This is a genomic window from Kitasatospora sp. NPDC008050, from assembly GCF_042957465.1.
GTDB lineage: Bacteria > Actinomycetota > Actinomycetes > Streptomycetales > Streptomycetaceae > Kitasatospora.
Genome location: NZ_JBIBIJ010000002.1, coordinates 25,359 through 40,850 on the forward strand (window position 1 = coordinate 25,359; position 15,492 = coordinate 40,850).

General features: G+C 72.6%; 19 protein-coding genes. 13 read left to right on the top strand and 6 right to left on the bottom strand.

The features are described from left to right. Positions 1-83: 83 nt before the first annotated feature. The 3 genes from ACFZB9_RS03585 to ACFZB9_RS03595 form a co-directional block, all read right to left on the bottom strand. Positions 84-1,286: a S1C family serine protease gene (locus tag ACFZB9_RS03585; protein WP_391443351.1), complete on the bottom strand. Its 1,203-nt coding sequence runs from the start codon at positions 1,284-1,286 to the stop codon at positions 84-86. A gap of 89 nt (positions 1,287-1,375) precedes the next feature. Next, positions 1,376-2,428: a LacI family DNA-binding transcriptional regulator gene (locus tag ACFZB9_RS03590; protein ID WP_391443352.1), complete on the bottom strand. Its 1,053-nt coding sequence runs from the start codon at positions 2,426-2,428 to the stop codon at positions 1,376-1,378. Positions 2,429-2,516: 88 nt separating this feature from the next. Continuing rightward, positions 2,517-3,266 carry a response regulator transcription factor gene (locus ACFZB9_RS03595; protein WP_391443353.1) on the bottom strand — a complete coding sequence of 250 codons (750 nt, stop codon included), beginning with the start codon at positions 3,264-3,266 and terminating at the stop codon, positions 2,517-2,519. A gap of 319 nt (positions 3,267-3,585) precedes the next feature. Between ACFZB9_RS03595 and ACFZB9_RS03600 the strand changes: the two genes are divergently transcribed. The 6 genes from ACFZB9_RS03600 (at position 3,586) to ACFZB9_RS03625 (ending at position 6,767) form a co-directional block, all read left to right on the top strand. Next, positions 3,586-3,903 carry a MoaD/ThiS family protein gene (locus ACFZB9_RS03600; RefSeq protein WP_391443354.1) on the top strand — a complete coding sequence of 106 codons (318 nt, stop codon included), beginning with the start codon at positions 3,586-3,588 and terminating at the stop codon, positions 3,901-3,903. A 139-nt stretch (positions 3,904-4,042) separates the two neighbouring features. Next, the gene (locus tag ACFZB9_RS03605; RefSeq protein WP_391443355.1) at positions 4,043-4,735 is read left to right on the top strand and encodes a DUF2993 domain-containing protein; all 693 of its coding nucleotides are present in this window, start codon (positions 4,043-4,045) and stop codon (positions 4,733-4,735) included. A 128-nt stretch (positions 4,736-4,863) separates the two neighbouring features. Continuing rightward, complete coding sequence (locus ACFZB9_RS03610; RefSeq protein ID WP_369405619.1) at positions 4,864-4,944, top strand: Ms5788A family Cys-rich leader peptide; 81 nt, start codon at positions 4,864-4,866, stop codon at positions 4,942-4,944. A gap of 274 nt (positions 4,945-5,218) precedes the next feature. Next, positions 5,219-6,058, top strand: a complete 840-nt coding sequence (locus tag ACFZB9_RS03615; protein ID WP_391443356.1) for a sulfurtransferase — start codon at positions 5,219-5,221, stop codon at positions 6,056-6,058. A 43-nt stretch (positions 6,059-6,101) separates the two neighbouring features. Then, positions 6,102-6,392: a DUF1416 domain-containing protein gene (locus ACFZB9_RS03620; RefSeq protein WP_327068303.1), complete on the top strand. Its 291-nt coding sequence runs from the start codon at positions 6,102-6,104 to the stop codon at positions 6,390-6,392. Positions 6,393-6,518: 126 nt separating this feature from the next. Further along, positions 6,519-6,767, top strand: coding sequence for a hypothetical protein (locus ACFZB9_RS03625; protein ID WP_391444247.1), 249 nt, complete (start codon positions 6,519-6,521; stop codon positions 6,765-6,767). Between the two features lie 51 nt (positions 6,768-6,818). Here ACFZB9_RS03625 and ACFZB9_RS03630 read toward each other — a convergent pair whose 3' ends face one another. Continuing rightward, entirely contained in the window at positions 6,819-7,184 is a 366-nt protein-coding gene (locus tag ACFZB9_RS03630; RefSeq protein WP_391443357.1) for a DsrE family protein, read from the bottom strand. 283 nt (positions 7,185-7,467) lie between these two features. Between ACFZB9_RS03630 and ACFZB9_RS03635 the strand changes: the two genes are divergently transcribed. From ACFZB9_RS03635 to ACFZB9_RS03645, 3 genes are all read left to right on the top strand, one after another. Continuing rightward, entirely contained in the window at positions 7,468-8,070 is a 603-nt protein-coding gene (locus tag ACFZB9_RS03635; protein ID WP_391443358.1) for an FABP family protein, read from the top strand. Between the two features lie 86 nt (positions 8,071-8,156). Next, on the top strand, positions 8,157-8,612 hold the full coding sequence (locus tag ACFZB9_RS03640) for a Fur family transcriptional regulator (RefSeq protein WP_391443359.1): 456 nt from the start codon (positions 8,157-8,159) through the stop codon (positions 8,610-8,612). A gap of 25 nt (positions 8,613-8,637) precedes the next feature. After that, positions 8,638-9,603 carry a YgfZ/GcvT domain-containing protein gene (locus ACFZB9_RS03645; protein WP_391443360.1) on the top strand — a complete coding sequence of 322 codons (966 nt, stop codon included), beginning with the start codon at positions 8,638-8,640 and terminating at the stop codon, positions 9,601-9,603. A gap of 18 nt (positions 9,604-9,621) precedes the next feature. Here ACFZB9_RS03645 and dtd read toward each other — a convergent pair whose 3' ends face one another. Beyond that, entirely contained in the window at positions 9,622-10,056 is a 435-nt protein-coding gene (gene dtd / locus ACFZB9_RS03650; protein ID WP_391443361.1) for a D-aminoacyl-tRNA deacylase, read from the bottom strand. Between the two features lie 303 nt (positions 10,057-10,359). Between dtd and ACFZB9_RS03655 the strand changes: the two genes are divergently transcribed. Then, positions 10,360-10,950, top strand: coding sequence for an ABC transporter substrate-binding protein (locus tag ACFZB9_RS03655; protein WP_391443362.1), 591 nt, complete (start codon positions 10,360-10,362; stop codon positions 10,948-10,950). Positions 10,951-11,013: 63 nt separating this feature from the next. After that, positions 11,014-11,976 (top strand): asparaginase, encoded by a 963-nt coding sequence (locus ACFZB9_RS03660; RefSeq protein ID WP_391443363.1) that lies wholly within the window; start codon positions 11,014-11,016, stop codon positions 11,974-11,976. Positions 11,977-12,098: 122 nt separating this feature from the next. Here ACFZB9_RS03660 and ACFZB9_RS03665 read toward each other — a convergent pair whose 3' ends face one another. Continuing rightward, on the bottom strand, positions 12,099-12,593 hold the full coding sequence (locus tag ACFZB9_RS03665; RefSeq protein ID WP_391444249.1) for an inorganic diphosphatase: 495 nt from the start codon (positions 12,591-12,593) through the stop codon (positions 12,099-12,101). Between the two features lie 76 nt (positions 12,594-12,669). On the opposite strand from ACFZB9_RS03665, the gene dacB reads away from it, so the two are divergent. Both dacB and ACFZB9_RS03675 read left to right on the top strand, forming a co-directional pair. Next, a complete protein-coding gene (dacB, locus tag ACFZB9_RS03670) occupies positions 12,670-14,106 on the top strand; it encodes a D-alanyl-D-alanine carboxypeptidase/D-alanyl-D-alanine-endopeptidase (RefSeq protein WP_391443364.1) in 1,437 nt (478 codons plus the stop codon). A gap of 62 nt (positions 14,107-14,168) precedes the next feature. Continuing rightward, positions 14,169-15,356: a zinc-dependent metalloprotease gene (locus tag ACFZB9_RS03675; RefSeq protein ID WP_391443365.1), complete on the top strand. Its 1,188-nt coding sequence runs from the start codon at positions 14,169-14,171 to the stop codon at positions 15,354-15,356. Positions 15,357-15,492 lie beyond the last annotated feature (136 nt).

Below are 15,492 nucleotides of genomic sequence, written 5' to 3' on the forward strand. Positions count from 1 at the left end.
TCCGGAAGGGGTTTAGCCATTGTGCGGGTTCGGCCGGTGGAACCGGGCGCACCCGGGGTGAGCCGGGTGCCCTGGGGCCGGGTCTAGAGCGTCTGGCCGGCCTGCATCTTCGGCAGGACCTGCTTGACGGCGTTGATCGGGATCGCGAAGCCCAGGCCCACACTGCCGGCCTGGCTGTTGCTGCTGGAGCTGCTTCCGCTGCCCGAGTACATCGCCGAGTTGATCCCGATCACCTGGCCGGCCGAGTTGATCAGCGGGCCGCCGGAGTTGCCGGGGTTGAGCGCGGCGTCGGTCTGCAGCGCGGAGTAGGTCGCGGTGTCGGAGGAGGACCCCGAGCCCGAGCCCGAGCCGGATCCGGAGCCGGACCCGAGGGACGGGCCGTTGCCGCCGAAGCCGGGGAAGTACGGGTAGCCGAAGCCGCCGTTGCCGCGCGTGGTGCTCTCGTCCACCTGCACGGTGACCTGGCGGTTCTTGGCGCTGATGATGCCGGAGGTGACGGTGCCGGTCAGGCCGTCGGGGTTGCCGATGGCCACCACCGGGTCGCCGACCGAGAGGGCGTCGGAGTCGCCGAAGGCCACCGGGGTCAGGCCGCCGGCGTTGCTCGCGGTGATCACCGCGACGTCCATCGACTTGTCGCTGCCGGTGACCGTGGCGCTGGTCTTGCTGCCGTTCTGGTACATCACGGTGATCGTGCCGTCCTGGCTGACGGCGCCGGCGATCACGTGGTAGTTGGTGAGGATCTGCCCGTTCGCGGTCAGGATGACACCGGTGCCGGTCGCGGTGCCGGTGTTGGTCTGCACGGTGATCTGGACGACGCTGGGGGAGAGGTTGGCGGCGATCGCCGCGACGTTCGCGGTGCCGTCGGACTTCGCGGACACCGGGCTGACCAGGGTGGCCGTGCTCGCGGTGGTGCTGCTGTGCCGGGCGTCGGCGACCGCGCCGCCGGCCAGGCCGCCGAGCACCGCGGCGACCGCCGCGACGGCGGTGACCAGGGCGAGCCGGCCGCGCAGGAAGCCGTTGCGGGCCTTGTGCGCGGGGCCGGCAGGCTCGGGGTCCGGGCCGGGCAGGGTGGGCGGCGGCCCGTAGTACGGGGGCTGACCGCCGCCGGCGTCCGCGGCGAAGTACTCGGGGCCGCCGGCGTAGGCGGCCTCGGCCGGGTAGCCGCCGGGGTGGCCCGGGGTGACCGGGATGACCGTGGTGTCCTCGTGAGCGGTGGGTGCTCCGGCCGGCTTCGGCGGGAGGGGATACCCCGACTCATCTGCGGTGGTGCGGTACGGGTCGCTCATGGACCAAACCGTCCGCCCGGGGCATGAAGAACGGATGAGAGTCGGGTCAGAACGCCCAGAGAAGCCCGTTGACTTCTCATAAAGACGAGCTACCCTGCGGACCCCGTGTCCTCGCCCGGGCAGCCGCAGGAGCGCCGCACCACCAGCCGCGAGGGGAACTTGCGCACCCGCTCGGTGCCCGAGCCCGGCACCATCAGCGAATCGTCCAGGACCAGCTCCACCGCCGCGCGGGCCATCGCCTCCCGCTCGCTGGCCACCGTGGTCAGCGGCGGGTCGGCCAGCGCCGCCTCGGGGATGTCGTCGAAGCCCGCCACCGCGAGGTCCTCGGGGACCCGCAGGCCCAGCTCGCGGGCGGCCCGCAGCACGCCGATCGCCTGGTCGTCGGTGGAGCAGAAGACGGCCGGCGGCCGGTCGGGTGAGCGCAGCAGGTCCAGCGCGACCTCGTAGGCGCCGTAGCGGTGGAAGGGCGCGTCGATCAGGTGCTGGTCGGCCGGCAGCTCGTGGGCGTCCATCGCCCGCTGCCAGCCCTCGACGTGGTCGATCACCGGGTCGCCGGGCGCGGGGGACTCCACCGGGCCGCCGAAGCAGGCCACGTACGGGTGGCCGTGCTCCTCCAGCAGGTGGCGCACGGCCAGCTCGGCGCCGCCGACGTCGTCGGTGACCACCGAGACGTCGTCGATGGCGTCGGGGCGGCGGTGCAGCAGCACCACCTTGGCGCCCTCCATCGCGGCGAACTCCTTGGCGGCGCGCTGCGGGGCGCCCTGGCTGACCAGGATCAGGCCGGAGACCCGCATGCCGAGGAAGGCCTGGATGTAGTGCATCTCGCGGTCGTCGGCGTAGTCGGAGTTGCCGATCAGCACGAGCTTGCCGCGGTCGGAGGCGGCGCGTTCGACCGCGTGTGCCATCTCGGCGAAGAACGGCTGCCGGGCGTCCGGCACGATCATGCCGATCAGGTTGGTGCGCCGCGAGGCCATCGCCTGCGCGACGCTGTTCGGCCGGTAGCCGAGCTGCTCGATCGCGGCGAGCACCCGCTCCTTGGTCGCGGGCGCCACCGGGCGCGGGCCATCGTTGATGACATAGCTGACGACCGCGGTCGAGGTCCCAGCCAGTCGAGCTACGTCGTCACGCGTCACCTTGGCCACGCAGGGAGTCTACGCGTGTTGTCCAGCCCCCCAGCGGGCCGGTCCCGCCGGGTGCCGGGGCCCGCCGCGCGGGCGCCGCCCCGGCCGGCTAGCGGGCGGTGGCCGGGTCGGCCGCGGGCTGCTCGAAGTCGCTGGGGCTGCCGCCGCGCTCGCCCTTCTCGCCCTGGGCGGGCATCACGAAGCGGTAGCCGACGTTGCGCACGGTGCCGATCAGCTGCTCGTGCTCGACCCCGAGCTTGGCGCGCAGCCGCCGCACGTGCACGTCGACGGTGCGGGTGCCGCCGAAGTAGTCGTAGCCCCAGACCTCCTGCAGCAGCTGGGCCCGGGTGAAGACCCGGCCCGGGTGCTGGGCGAGGTACTTGAGCAGCTCGAACTCCTTGAAGGTCAGGTCGAGCACCCGGCCCTTGAGCTTGGCCGAGTAGGTGGCCTCGTCCACGGTCAGGTCACCGTTGCGGATCTCGGTGGGGCTCTCGTCGGTGACCACCTGCTGCTGGCGGCCCACCGCCAGGCGCAGCCGGGCTTCCACCTCGGCGGGGCCCGCGGTGTCCAGCAGCACGTCGTCGATGCCCCACTCGGCGGTGACCGCCGCCAGGCCGCCCTCGGTGACCACCAGGATCAGTGGCGCGCTGACGCCGGTGGAGCGCAGCAGCTGGCACAGGCTGCGGATCTGCGGCAGGTCGCGCCGGCCGTCGACCAGTATCACGTCGGCGCTCGGCGTATCGACCAGCGCCGACCCCTCGGCCGGGGCCACCCGCACCTGGTGCAGCAGCAGCCCCAGCGCCGGCAACACCTCCGCCGATGGCTGCAGTGCGTTGGTGAGCAGGAGGAGAGAACTCATACCCGGGTCGTCCTCTTTTCTTCGCCGCGTGGTGTTTCTCCGCGTGGGCTGCCACTCGCAAGGACGTCCGGTTCGGAGTCCTGAAAGCACAAAAGGACCCGGGGGCGACTCTGCCCGGATCCCTTACGCCTTGAGAATAGCCCAACGGACCCGGTCGGCGAAGGGGCCACCAGGCGTGATCAAGGTCGCGTTCACGGCCGTGCGCCCGGGGTACGACCATGCTGGCCTGCGCGATTGCCGGTCGCCCGGGGGCGCGCGCCATCATGGAGCACGGCACCGACCGGCACACGTATGTGTACACCTTCGAGAAGGGGCCGCCATGACCGCGACCACCGAGCCCTCCGCCAGCGTCCGGCCGGGTGACACCCCCGGCGCCGTGGTGACCGGGACGATCCGCTACTGGGCCGCCGCCAAGGCCGAGGCGGGCATCGCCGAGGAGCTGTACCGGGCGGCGAGCCTGGCCGAGGCCCTGGCCCAGGTCAGGGCGCGGCACGCCGAGCGGCCGGCCTTCGTCCGCCTGTTGGGCATCTGTTCCTATCTGGTGGACAGCGAGCCGGTGGGCGGGCGCGACCACGCCACCGTCGAGCTGACCGAGGGCGGCACCGTCGAGGTGCTGCCGCCCTTCGCCGGGGGCTGAGCGGGACCGGGCCGCCGGGGAGGGGCTTTCCGGGGCCCCGGCGGCCGGGCACTCGCCCGGGTGTTCGGAACCAAGGGGGGCGCCGGATCGTCGTACCGGCGGTAGACGACCATGGTCGGATCAACGGGGAGAGTGTGCGATGCGCAGCTGGATCAAGGCGGTCAGCGCCGTCGCGGTGCTGGCCGGCCTGCTGGTGGGCGCCGACCGGATCGCGGTGGTGGTGGCGCAGAACGAGGCGGCGGACAAGCTGGCGGGCCACCAGGGCATCACCGGCAAGCCCTCGGTCTCCATCGGCGACTTCCCGTTCCTGACCGACCTGATCGACCGGAAGGTCGGCAGCCTGCACATCTCGGCCTCCGCGATGCAGCTGAGCGGCGCCGGTCAGAGCTTCCAACTGAACGACTTCGTCGCCGATCTGAAGGGTGTTCAGATCAGCGGTGACGAGAACTCGGCAACGGTGGACTCCGGTACCGGCACCGGGAAGATCAGCTACCAGCAGGTGCAGACCCTGCTCGACCTGGACTCCCGGATGTCGCTCGGCTACGGCGGTCCCGATCAGGTCAAGGTGAGCGCCTCGATGCTGGGGCAGAAGCTCGCCACCACGGTGAAGCTGCGCACCGAGGGCAACAAGGTGCTGGTGGACAGCGTGGGCGACCTGTCCGGGCTGGGCGCGCTGCCCGGGGTCGGTGCGGCGATCAACTCGGCGATCGGCACCAGGAGCTTCACCCTGCAGGGCATGCCGGTGGGTCTCGACCTGGACCAGGTCACCCCGGAGCCGGACGGCCTGGCGCTGAAGTTCCGCGGCTCCCACGTCCGCCTGTCCAACAGCTGATCCTCCGGTGGCGCCGAACCCGGGCGGGCACGGGCGGCTCCCGGTCAAATCCCACTATTCGAACATTTCAGTCTCGCCATTCGATACGCTAATGACAGGGGCGGGCCCGGCTCCCTAGCATCGTCCCCATGAAGCGACAGGCGGATCTCACGAAGCGGCGGGCGGTGGACCTCTGCCGCGTGGCCGCCTGCCTGTGTCGTATGCGCTAGCAGGCAGCCCGCTCCGGCAGAATCGACCTGCTGCCACGCCCGCTCTTCCGGCCCGACCAGGCACTTCCCGTCTGCGGCCGTCCCTTGAAAACCGCCTCTCGGCGCCCCGCCCCCAGCTTTTCCGGCCGGGGACCTGCATCTCTGCTTCGTCCCACTATCCGGACAGATTTTCGGACATTCTCGGAAATCGGCCCGGACCGGCGACCCAGAGCCCCGCAGTGGGCCGCCAGGCACCTCACCTTCCGCCAACCGCCCCCGGATGGAGACACACATCATGAGCCGCAGCGACGTCCTGGTCGACGCCGACTGGGTCCAGGCCCACCTGGACGACGCCAAGGTCGTCCTGGTCGAGGTCGACGAGGACACCTCCGCGTACGACAAGAACCACATCAAGAACGCCATCCGGATCGACTGGAAGAAGGACCTCCAGGACCCGGTCCGCCGCGACTTCGTCGATCAGGCCGGCTTCGAGGCGCTGCTGAGCGCCAAGGGCATCGCCAACGACGACACCGTGGTGCTCTACGGCGGCAACAACAACTGGTTCGCCTCGTACGCCTTCTGGTACTTCAAGCTGTACGGCCACGGCGACGTCCGCCTGCTGGACGGCGGCCGCAAGAAGTGGGAGCTGGACTCGCGCGACCTGGTCGACGGCTCCGCGGTTCCCAGCCGCCCGGCCACCGAGTACAAGGCGCAGGCCCAGGACACCGCGATCCGCGCCTTCCGCGACGACGTGGTGGCCGCCATCGGCAGCACCAACCTGGTCGACGTGCGCTCGCCCGACGAGTTCTCCGGCCGCCTGCTCGCCCCGGCCCACCTGCCGCAGGAGCAGTCGCAGCGCCCCGGCCACGTGCCCAGCGCCCGCAACATCCCGTGGTCGAAGAACGCCAACGACGACGGCACCTTCAAGTCCGACGACGAGCTGCGCGCGCTCTACGCGCAGGAGGGCGTCGACCTGTCCAAGGACACCATCGCCTACTGCCGGATCGGCGAGCGCTCCGCGCTCACCTGGTTCGTGCTGCACCAGCTGCTCGGCCAGGAGAACGTCCGCAACTACGACGGCTCGTGGACCGAGTACGGCAGCCTGGTGGGCGTGCCGATCGAGCTCGGCGCCTGAGCAGCACCGCGCCGTACCCGAGAGCAACAAGGAGACTGACGACATGTGTGGTGCGAAGGCCGGCGGCCCGGACCTGGCAGGAGTTGACGTGGCGAACGAGACGATCATCCAGGGTTCGGTGACCCGCGACGGAGAGCCGGTCAGCGGCTACGTGCGGCTGCTGAACGACGGCGGCGAGTTCACCGCCGAGGTGCCCACCTCGGCCACCGGGCAGTTCCGCTTCTTCGCGGCCCCCGGCAGCTGGACCGTGCGCGCGCTGGTCCCCGGCGCGACCGTGGACCGCAAGGTGGTCGCCTCCCAGGGCGCCCTGACCGAGGTCCCGATCGCGGTCTGAGCCACCGGCGGCGAGAGTCGGTGAAAAGTCCTGGAGCCCCCGTCCCGACGGGGGCTCCAGGCGCGTCGCGGGGCTACCGTTGGGGGTGTGCAGCAGCGGCGCAGGCACTACTACTACTTCGGCGCGATGGGCGTCTGCCTGGGGCTCTTCGTCCTCGCCTGGGGAGTCGTGCGGTTCTTCTCGGTGGGTGCGGCGATCGGGATGTGCGTGGTCGCCATGGTGATACCGCCGCTGGCCGCGGTCTTCGCCAACAAGCGCGACCCCGAGGACGACTGGTGGCGGGACCCGCGCTGGGACGACCCCCGCTGGGACCAGCCCGGCCACGACCGCGACAAGCCCGACCACGAGCGGCCCGAGAAGCGGGAGGGGCCTTAGCGGGCCCGCCGGCAGGGGGCCCGGAGCCTCAGCCGGCAGGAGCCCTGAGCCTCAGTAGACGAGGGCCTGGACGCCGTCGGCCATGATCTCGCTGACGAAGACCTGGGCACCCGCGATCCGGGCGCCCTCGATGAGGTCCGCCTCCACGATGTCGCGCCGGGCGGCGCACTGCGTGCACACCGTGAGCGTGCCGCCGCCGGCCAGGATCCCGTCCACCAGGTCCGGCAGCGGCGCGGCGTGCGGCAGCTCGAACTCGGCCGCCCGGCCCGGCAGCGCGTACCAGGACGCCTCCCCGGTCAGCCAGAGCGAGACCTCGACCCCGCTGGCGACCGCGACGGCCGCCACCGTGAACGCCTGCGAGCACCGCTCGGGCGCGTCGGCTCCGGCGGTGACCTTGATGACCAGCTTCTTCGACATCTCGTCAGCTTAGGCGGAGCGGCACGGCGCGTGTGGCGGCCCTCACCGCGAGCCGCGCGGCCCCGCCGGATAGACTCGCGCCGTCATCTTCCTGTCCGCCATCACCGCACCGGGAGCCCCACCGTGAGTGGTCTCGAGCTTTTCTTCGACTGCCTGCTCGGCATCATGGCCGTCGTGATCGTCTGGTTCGCCATCTTCTCCGTCTCGAAGCTGTACCAGGGCCAGCGCTGACCTCTCCCGTACCGTAGGGAGAGCCCACCGCCGACGACTGCGATACAGGACCATGATCGAGATCCCCTCTGACCTCCACAAGGACGTCGTTCCGCTGGCCTTCCTCCTCGGTACCTGGGAGGGCGCTGGCGTCTATGCCCCGCTGCCAGGTGAAGGGGGCCAGGGCAGCGAGAAGTGCAACTTCGGCCAGGAGGTCGTCTTCCGGCACGACGGCCGGCCCTTCCTGGAGTTCCGCTCCCGCACCTGGGTGCTGGACAGCGAGGGTGAGAAGGTCCGCCCGCTGGAGAACGAGCACGGCTTCTGGCGGATCACCAGCAACCAGCACGGCACCACCGGCGCGCGCGGCGTGGAGATCTCCATGGTCCGCGACGACGGCACCGTGGAGGTCTGGTACGGCGAGCTGGCCGACGGCAAGCCGCAGATCAACGTGTCCACCGACGCGGTCGCCCGGATCGAGGGCTCGGCCCCCTACAGCGGCGGCAAGCGGCTCTACGGCTTCGTCAACGACGAGCTGCTCTGGGTCGGCGAGAAGGCCGCCCCCGAGGTGCCGCTGCGCCCGTACATGTCCGCGCAGCTGAAGAAGGTGCTCAGCCCCGCTCAGCTGATCAAGGACATCAACGACCTGCCGGACGACGGAATCGCCTTCTTCCGCTGAGCCGCCTGCCCGCGCCCCGGTCCCTACACTGGTCGGCACGGCCCGGGTGCGGGCACGGCCGGCGAGCAGGGCAGGTGCAGAGCAGCGTGGCGAACAACGGAGCGGCCGCCTCCAGCGACTGGAAGAGCGACCTGCGTCAGCGTGGCTACCGCCTCACCCCCCAGCGCCAGCTGGTGCTGGAGGCGGTGGACACGCTCGACCACGCCACCCCGGACGAGCTCCTGGCGCAGGTCCGGCGCACCGCCAGTGGCGTCAACATCTCCACCGTCTACCGGACCCTGGAGCTGCTGGAGGAGCTGGGCCTGGTCTCGCACGCCCACCTGGGCCACGGCGCCCCGACCTACCACCTGGCCGACCGCCACCACCACCTGCACCTGGTCTGCCGGGACTGCGGCTCGGTGACCGAGACCGACACCGCGATCGCCACCCCGCTGATCGACAGCCTGCGCACCCAGCACGGCTTCGACACCGATCTCAAGCACTTCGCCATCTTCGGCCGCTGCGCCGACTGCACCGACCGGCCCGCAGCGTCACAGTCGTAGGCGGCACAGTCGTAAGCTGGCCGGCATGAAGAGCCCGCTGCTGTCCCTGCCCGGAGCCGTCCCCGCCGAGGGAGCCGACGAGGGCGTCGCGGCCCACTACGGCGACATCTTCCGCGAGCAGCGCGAGCTGGTGGCGGGCCGTGCCTTCACCGACCTGTCGCACCGCGGGGTGGTCACCGTGACCGGCCCCGACCGGCTCGCCTGGCTGCACCTGCTGCTCACCCAGCACGTCAGCGCGCTGCCGCCGGGGCAGGCCACCGAGGCGCTGATCCTCTCCCCGAACGGACACGTCGAGCACGCCCTCTACCTGGTCGACGACGGCACCACCAGCTGGGCGCACGTCGAGCCCGGCACCCAGGGCGCGCTGATCGAGTACCTGGAGCGCATGAAGTTCATGTACCGGGTCGAGATCGCCGACGCCACCGCCGAGTTCGCCGTGGTGTACCTGCCGGCGGGCTCCGCCGCCGAGGCCGTGGGAGCCGCCGCGGTGCGCGAACTGCCCTACGGGCGCGACCTGTTCCTGCCGCGCGCCGAACTGGCCGAGCAGGCCGAGGCGTTCGGCAGTCCGGCCGGGAGCTGGGCGTACGAGGCGCTGCGGATCGAGGCGCACCGCCCGCGGCTGGGCTTCGAGACCGACCACCGCACCATCCCGCACGAGGTGGACTGGCTGGGCACCGCCGTGCACCTGAACAAGGGCTGCTACCGCGGCCAGGAGACGGTGGCCCGGGTGCACAACCTGGGCAAGCCGCCGCGCCGGCTGGTCTTCCTGCACCTGGACGGCACCGAGGAGGTGCTGCCCCCGCACGGCGCCGAGGTGCGCCTGGCCGCCGAGCCCGGGGGAGGGCGGGCGCTGGGCTTCGTGACCTCCTCGGCCCGCCACCACGAGCTGGGCCCGATCGCGCTCGCGCTGGTCAAGCGGAACGTGCCGGTCGACGCGGTACTGCTGGCCGGCACGGTGCCGGCCGGCCAGGAGGTCGTGGTCGCGCCGTAAGGTCGCGCCGCAAGGGGGTCAGACCTCCACCAGCACGGTGAACGGCCCGTCGTTCACCAGCGAGACCTTCATGTCCGCCCCGAACCGGCCGGTGGCCACCACGGCGCCCAGCGCGCGCAGCCGCTCGACCACCTCGGCCACCAGCGGCTCGGCGACCGGTCCGGGGGCGGCCGCGTTCCAGGTGGGGCGGCGGCCCTTGCGCGCGTCGCCGTAGAGGGTGAACTGGCTGATCACCAGCAGCGGCGCGGCGAGGTCGGAGCAGGACAGCTCCGTCCCGTCACCGGGAAACAGCCGCAGCGTCCACAGCTTGCGGGCCAGCGCCGCCGCCTGCTCCTCGGTGTCCTGGTGGGTGACCCCCACCAGGACACAGAGCCCCGGCCCGCTGATCGCGCCGACCTGTTCCCCGGCCACCGTCACGGCTGCCTCGCTCACCCGCTGCACCACTGCTCGCATGCGGGCCATTGTGCCCGCGCCCGAGCGGTGCGCCGCACCCGCCGGCGGGCTGAGCGCTACCCGTTCGCCAGGCGCCCGTTCGGGTGCATCCAGGCCCCGCTGGCCGGCCCGGGGTGGCACGATGCCCAAGGCGGCCGCGCCGAAGGCCCGGACGGCCGTTCGTGCCGTTCGTATGCCTGTACTGACGGTGCTCGCCCGAGTGGGTGACGGCCGGGGGCGTGGGGAACCCGCCGGGGCCGCCGGGCGTGCAACGGGGTGAGGGGCGGCAAGGGTGGGATCAATGCGATGGCAGGTGGTTGGGTGATGGAGACGAACAGGGTGCCCGGTGGGCCGACGGCCCCAGGCGCGGAGCCGGTGGCGGTGGTGCCGGCGGTGGCTGTACCGGACACCGCGGCCCTGGGCCTCGACGAGCTGCGCACGCTGCGCCGCGACGCCCTGGAGCAGGAGGCCGACCTGTCGTACCTGCGCCGGCTGCTGCAGGGCCGGGTGGACATCCTGCGGGCCGAGCTGGACCGTCGCACCCTGGACCGCCACCCGCGCCCGCCGCGCCCCGACACACTGCTGCACCGGCTGCCGCAGATCCTCGCCGACGCTCCCTCCAACGTGCGCCAGTCGGCCCGGCACGTCACCCTGGGCACCCCGCGCGGCGAGCAGTACCAGGCGCAGGCCGACGCCCTGATGGGGGATGTCCAGCTGGCCGATCTGGCCGTGCACGCCTCCGCCGAGCTGCTCGCCGCCCTGGACCGGCTCACCGCGCACGAGCGCGAGGTCTCCGGGCGCCGCCAGCTGCTGCAGCGCACGGCGGACGGCTGCAGCGCCGAGATCACCCGGCGGTACCGTGAGGGGGAAGCGCGGGTCGACGACCTGCTGACCGGTCCTCACCTGTCCGACTGAGACCCAGCCGGCCCGGCGGGGCCGGTGTCCCACCCTCACCGTCCCGGAAGGCCGCTACCGCCGATGCCTGACTCCGCTGCCCAGCTGCCCGTCCTCGCCGAGGTCGTGCGCTCCGGTTTCACCGAGGGCCACCACCGTGGCTCGCTGGTCGTCCTCGCCCCCGACGGGTCGGTGGACTTCGCCCTCGGCGAGCCCGAGCGGCCGATCTTCCCGCGCTCGTGCAACAAGCCGTTCCAGGCCGTGGCCACGCTGCGGGCCGGCCTGCCGATCGAGGGCGAGCTGCTGGCCCTGGCGGCCGCCAGCCACTCCGGAGAATCGTTTCACCTGGACGGCGTGCGGCGGATCCTGGCGTCCGCCGGCCTGACTGCCGACGCGCTGCGGACCCCGCCGGACCTGCCGCTGGACCCGGTGGAGGCCGAGCAGTACCTGGCCGGCGGCGGGCACCGCGAGCCGCTGGTGATGAACTGCTCCGGCAAGCACGCCGCCTGGCTGGCCGCCAGCGTGGCCAACCACTGGCCGACCGAGAACTACCTGGACCGGGAGCACCCGATCCAGCTGCTGGCCGCCGAGGCACTGGCCGAGCTCGCCGACGAGGCGATAGCCGCGATCGGCACCGACGGCTGCGGCGCCCCGCTGCACGCCGTCTCGCTGGTGGGCCTGGCCCGCGGCTACCGGGCGCTGCTGCGCGCCGAGGAGGGCAGCGCGCCGCGCCGGGTGGCGGACGCGATGCGCGCCCACCCCGAGTACGTGGCCGGCAACCGGCGCCCGGACACCTGGCTGATGCGGGCGGTCCCCGGCGCGCTGTCCAAGATGGGTGCCGAGGCCGTGCAGGCGGTGGCGCTGCCGGACGGCCGGGCGCTGGCGTTCAAGATCGACGACGGTGGGAGCCGGGCGCTCGGCCCGGTGCTCGCCGCCGTGCTGCGCCGGATCGGCCTGCCGGGCGCCGAGGAGGCGCTGGCCCGGATCGGCACGGTGCCGCTGCACGGCGGCGGCGCGGTGGTCGGCGAGATCCGCGCGGTCATCTGACCCGGCGCGGGAGCCGGGCGGACGGCGAAGGCCGGGGCCGATGGACTGTCATCCATCAACCCCGGCCTTCGGGATCACCAGCCGTCAGCGGGCCTCGAAAGAACGAGAACGACCGGCAGGCGTCAGTGCGCGTCGCCGGACTCCGCCAGACGCTTGATCGAGGCGGTGATCTCGGCCTCGGCCTCGATCCGGCCGACCCAGGCAGCGCCCTCGACGGACTTGCCGGGCTCCAGGTCCTTGTAGACCTCGAAGAAGTGCTGGATCTCCAGACGGTCGAACTCCGACACGTGGTGGATGTCCCGCAGGTGCTCCCAGCGCGGGTCGGTGGCCGGGACGCAGAGCAGCTTGTCGTCGCCGCCCGCCTCGTCGGTCATCTGGAACATGCCGATCGCGCGGCACTTGATCAGGCAGCCGGGGAAGGTCGGCTCGTCGAGGATGACCAGGGCGTCCAGCGGGTCGCCGTCCTCGCCGAGAGTGCCCTCGACGAAGCCGTAGTCGGCCGGGTAGCGGGTCGAGGTGAAGAGCATCCGGTCCAGCCGAAGGCGACCGGACTCATGGTCGACCTCGTACTTGTTGCGGGAGCCCTTCGGGATCTCGATGGTGACGTCGAACTCCAACGGTTCCTCCAAGGTAGGGACTGACAGAATCCAAGTGTCTCCTACGGGAGGGAGTGCTGTGGAAAGGGGATGGGCTGTGACAGGGGCAGGGACACGCGCGGGGGCCCGCGGCGGCGTCGGCGTGAGCGTGGTGGCGGGGGTGGCGGGGGTCGCCCTGCTGGTCGGCGGCGGTTCGGTGGGGCCGCGGGCGTACGCCCAGGCGCCCGCCTCGGGGCCGGCCGCACCACCCGCCGCACCCCCGGCCGCGGCGCCGGTGCTCACCCCGGCCGTCACCGGCGGAGCCGACGGGCTGCCGACCGCGGCCGGCCTGACCGCCGCCCTCGGCCAGCTCACCTCGGACAAGGCGCTCGGCACGCTGACCTTCGCGATCGCCGACGGCGGCAGCGGCAAACTGCTGCTCGGCTCGGGCGAGACCACCCCGTCCACCCCCGCCTCCACCACCAAGCTGGCCACCACGGTGGCCGCGCTCAGCCTGCTGCCCGCCGACACCCGGCTGACCACCAAGGTGGTGCACGGTGCCACCCCCGCGGACATCGTGCTGGTGGGCGGCGGCGACCCGACGCTGACCGGGCTGCCGGTGGACCAGATCCGGATCGGCGGCTCCCCGGTGGACGCCGACTCGGCGCCCGCCTCGCTGATCGACCTGGCGAACCGGACCGCCACCGCCCTCAAGGCGGCCGGCGTCACCACCGTGCACCTGTCGTACGACACCTCGCTGTACACCGGCCCGGCGGCGCACAAGTTCAACGACGGCACCAACATCGGCCCGATGTCGTCGCTGATGATCGACGAGGGCCGGGTGGACGCCACCCAGGACATGGACGCCCCGGTGCGGGTCGCCGACCCGGCCGCCCAGGCGGTGGCCAAGTTCACCGACCTGCTCGGTGCCCAGGGCGTCAAGGTGGACGGCAAGCCCGCCCAGACCCAGGCCCCGGCGAACGCTGCGCCGGTCGCCGAGGTGCGGTCGCCGGTGCTGCCCCGGCTGGTGGAGCGGCTGCTCACCAACTCCGACAACACCCTCGCCGAGGCGGTGGCCCGGCAGGTGGCGGTGGCCCAGCACCAGCCGGTCAGCTACGACGGCGCGGCGCAGGCGGTCACCCAGACGCTCACCGGCCTCGGCATCCCGATGGCCGGGGTCTCGCTCAACGACGGCAGCGGGCTGAACGTCCACAACACCATCCCGCCGGTGGTGCTGGCCGACCTGCTGGCGCTGGCCGCCTCCCCCGACCACCCGCAGCTGCGCCCGGTGCTGACCGGCCTGCCGATCGCCGGGCTGACCGGGACGCTGGACAAGCGCTTCGTCGCCGCCCAGGGCTCGGCCGACGGGGCCGGGGTGGTGCGGGCCAAGACCGGCAGCCTGAGCGGCGTCAACACGCTGGCCGGCACCCTGGTGGACGCCGACGGGCGGCTGCTCTCCTTCGCGCTGATGACCAGGACCCCGGCCGACGCCACCGTCGCCCGGGCCGCGATGGACCGGATCGTGGCCAAGCTGGTCTCCTGCGGCTGCAAGTAGCCGGGTCCGACGGCGCGGTCACAGGGGTGGGGCCGGCGGCCGCCAGCACGTACCGTGAGGGCATGACGAGCGCGAGTGGCGGTGCTGACATGGTCGACTGGAATCTCGCGGTCGCGACGGCGACCCGGCTGGCCCGGCCGGGTCCGCAGGTCACCCGGGAGCAGGCCCGCACCGTGGTGAGCGAGCTGCGCGGGCACGCGCTGGCGGCCGAGGAGGCGGTGCGCGAGTACACCGGCATGCGCCCGGCCCGGCTGGCGGCCGACGGGTCCGCGCCGGTGCTGGTGGTGGACCGCCCCGGCTGGGTGCGCGCCAACGTCGCGGGCTTTCGCACCGTGATCCGCCCGCTGGTGGAGAAGCTGGCCGCCCGGCGGGCCGAGACGCCCGGTGGCGCGGTGCTCGGCGTGGTCGGCGAGAAGGTGACCGGCGTCGAGGTGGGCGCGGTGCTGGCGCTGCTCTCCGGCAAGGTGCTGGGGCAGTACGAGACCTTCGCGGCCGCCGACCCGGGGCCCGGCCCCGCGGGCGCCCCGGCCGGCCCGGCCGACCTCTTCGACCAGCCCAGGCTCGGCGCCGACCCCACCGGTCCCGGCCGGCTGCTGCTGGTGGCCCCCAACATCGTCCAGGTGGAGCGGGAGCTGGACGTCGATCCGCACGACTTCCGGCTCTGGGTCTGCCTGCACGAGGAGACCCACCGCACCCAGTTCAGCGCCGTGCCCTGGCTGCGCGACCACGTGCAGTCCGAGGTGCAGGCGTTCCTGGCCGAGACCGATGTGGAGCCGATGGCCCTGCTGGAGCGGCTGCGCGAGGTGCTCGCCCCGGGCGAGCGCCCGAGCAGCGGGGCCGGCACCCTGCTGGACGTGGTCCAGACCCCGAACCAGCGCGAGATCCTGGCCCGGCTGACCGCGGTGATGTCGCTGCTCGAAGGGCATGCCGACGTGGTGATGGACGGCGTCGGGCCGGCCGTGGTGCCCAGCGTGCTGGAGATCAGGGAGAAGTTCCAGCGCCGTCGGGACAAGGGCGCCAGCCGGCTGGACCTGATGCTGCGCAAGCTGCTGGGGATGGACGCCAAGCTGCGCCAGTACCAGGACGGCGCGGTCTTCGTGCGCGGCGTGCTGGACCGGATCGGCATGGAGGGCTTCAACCGGATCTGGACCTCGCCGAACACCCTGCCGACCAAGGACGAGATCCACAACCCGGCCGCCTGGGTGGCGCGGGTCGGACGCCAGTCCCAGCCCAAGCCCCCGGACGAGTGAGGGGGCGTGTCGGCGGAACGTTTCTTCATTCACCCGTCCGGGGGACGGTGGTCGTACCGGTGGCGCGGGGGGCCGAGGGCCGCCCACCTTTCTGCGACGATCTGTGAGCGTTCGGTCACCACCAGCCAGAGGAGTT

Bases quoted from the DNA above. Each gene is read 5' to 3' on its own strand.
- ACFZB9_RS03585 (WP_391443351.1), bottom strand. From the start codon at position 1,286: ATGAGCGACCCGTACCGCACCACCGCAGATGAGTCGGGGTATCCCCTC.
- ACFZB9_RS03595 (WP_391443353.1), bottom strand. From the start codon at position 3,266: ATGAGTTCTCTCCTCCTGCTCACCAACGCACTGCAGCCATCGGCGGAG.
- ACFZB9_RS03600 (WP_391443354.1), top strand. From the start codon at position 3,586: ATGACCGCGACCACCGAGCCCTCCGCCAGCGTCCGGCCGGGTGACACC.
- ACFZB9_RS03605 (WP_391443355.1), top strand. From the start codon at position 4,043: ATGCGCAGCTGGATCAAGGCGGTCAGCGCCGTCGCGGTGCTGGCCGGC.
- ACFZB9_RS03610 (WP_369405619.1), top strand. From the start codon at position 4,864: ATGAAGCGACAGGCGGATCTCACGAAGCGGCGGGCGGTGGACCTCTGC.
- ACFZB9_RS03615 (WP_391443356.1), top strand. From the start codon at position 5,219: ATGAGCCGCAGCGACGTCCTGGTCGACGCCGACTGGGTCCAGGCCCAC.
- ACFZB9_RS03620 (WP_327068303.1), top strand. From the start codon at position 6,102: ATGTGTGGTGCGAAGGCCGGCGGCCCGGACCTGGCAGGAGTTGACGTG.
- ACFZB9_RS03625 (WP_391444247.1), top strand. From the start codon at position 6,519: ATGGGCGTCTGCCTGGGGCTCTTCGTCCTCGCCTGGGGAGTCGTGCGG.
- ACFZB9_RS03630 (WP_391443357.1), bottom strand. From the start codon at position 7,184: ATGTCGAAGAAGCTGGTCATCAAGGTCACCGCCGGAGCCGACGCGCCC.
- ACFZB9_RS03635 (WP_391443358.1), top strand. From the start codon at position 7,468: ATGATCGAGATCCCCTCTGACCTCCACAAGGACGTCGTTCCGCTGGCC.
- ACFZB9_RS03645 (WP_391443360.1), top strand. From the start codon at position 8,638: ATGAAGAGCCCGCTGCTGTCCCTGCCCGGAGCCGTCCCCGCCGAGGGA.
- dtd (WP_391443361.1), bottom strand. From the start codon at position 10,056: ATGCGAGCAGTGGTGCAGCGGGTGAGCGAGGCAGCCGTGACGGTGGCC.
- ACFZB9_RS03655 (WP_391443362.1), top strand. From the start codon at position 10,360: ATGGAGACGAACAGGGTGCCCGGTGGGCCGACGGCCCCAGGCGCGGAG.
- ACFZB9_RS03660 (WP_391443363.1), top strand. From the start codon at position 11,014: ATGCCTGACTCCGCTGCCCAGCTGCCCGTCCTCGCCGAGGTCGTGCGC.
- ACFZB9_RS03675 (WP_391443365.1), top strand. From the start codon at position 14,169: ATGACGAGCGCGAGTGGCGGTGCTGACATGGTCGACTGGAATCTCGCG.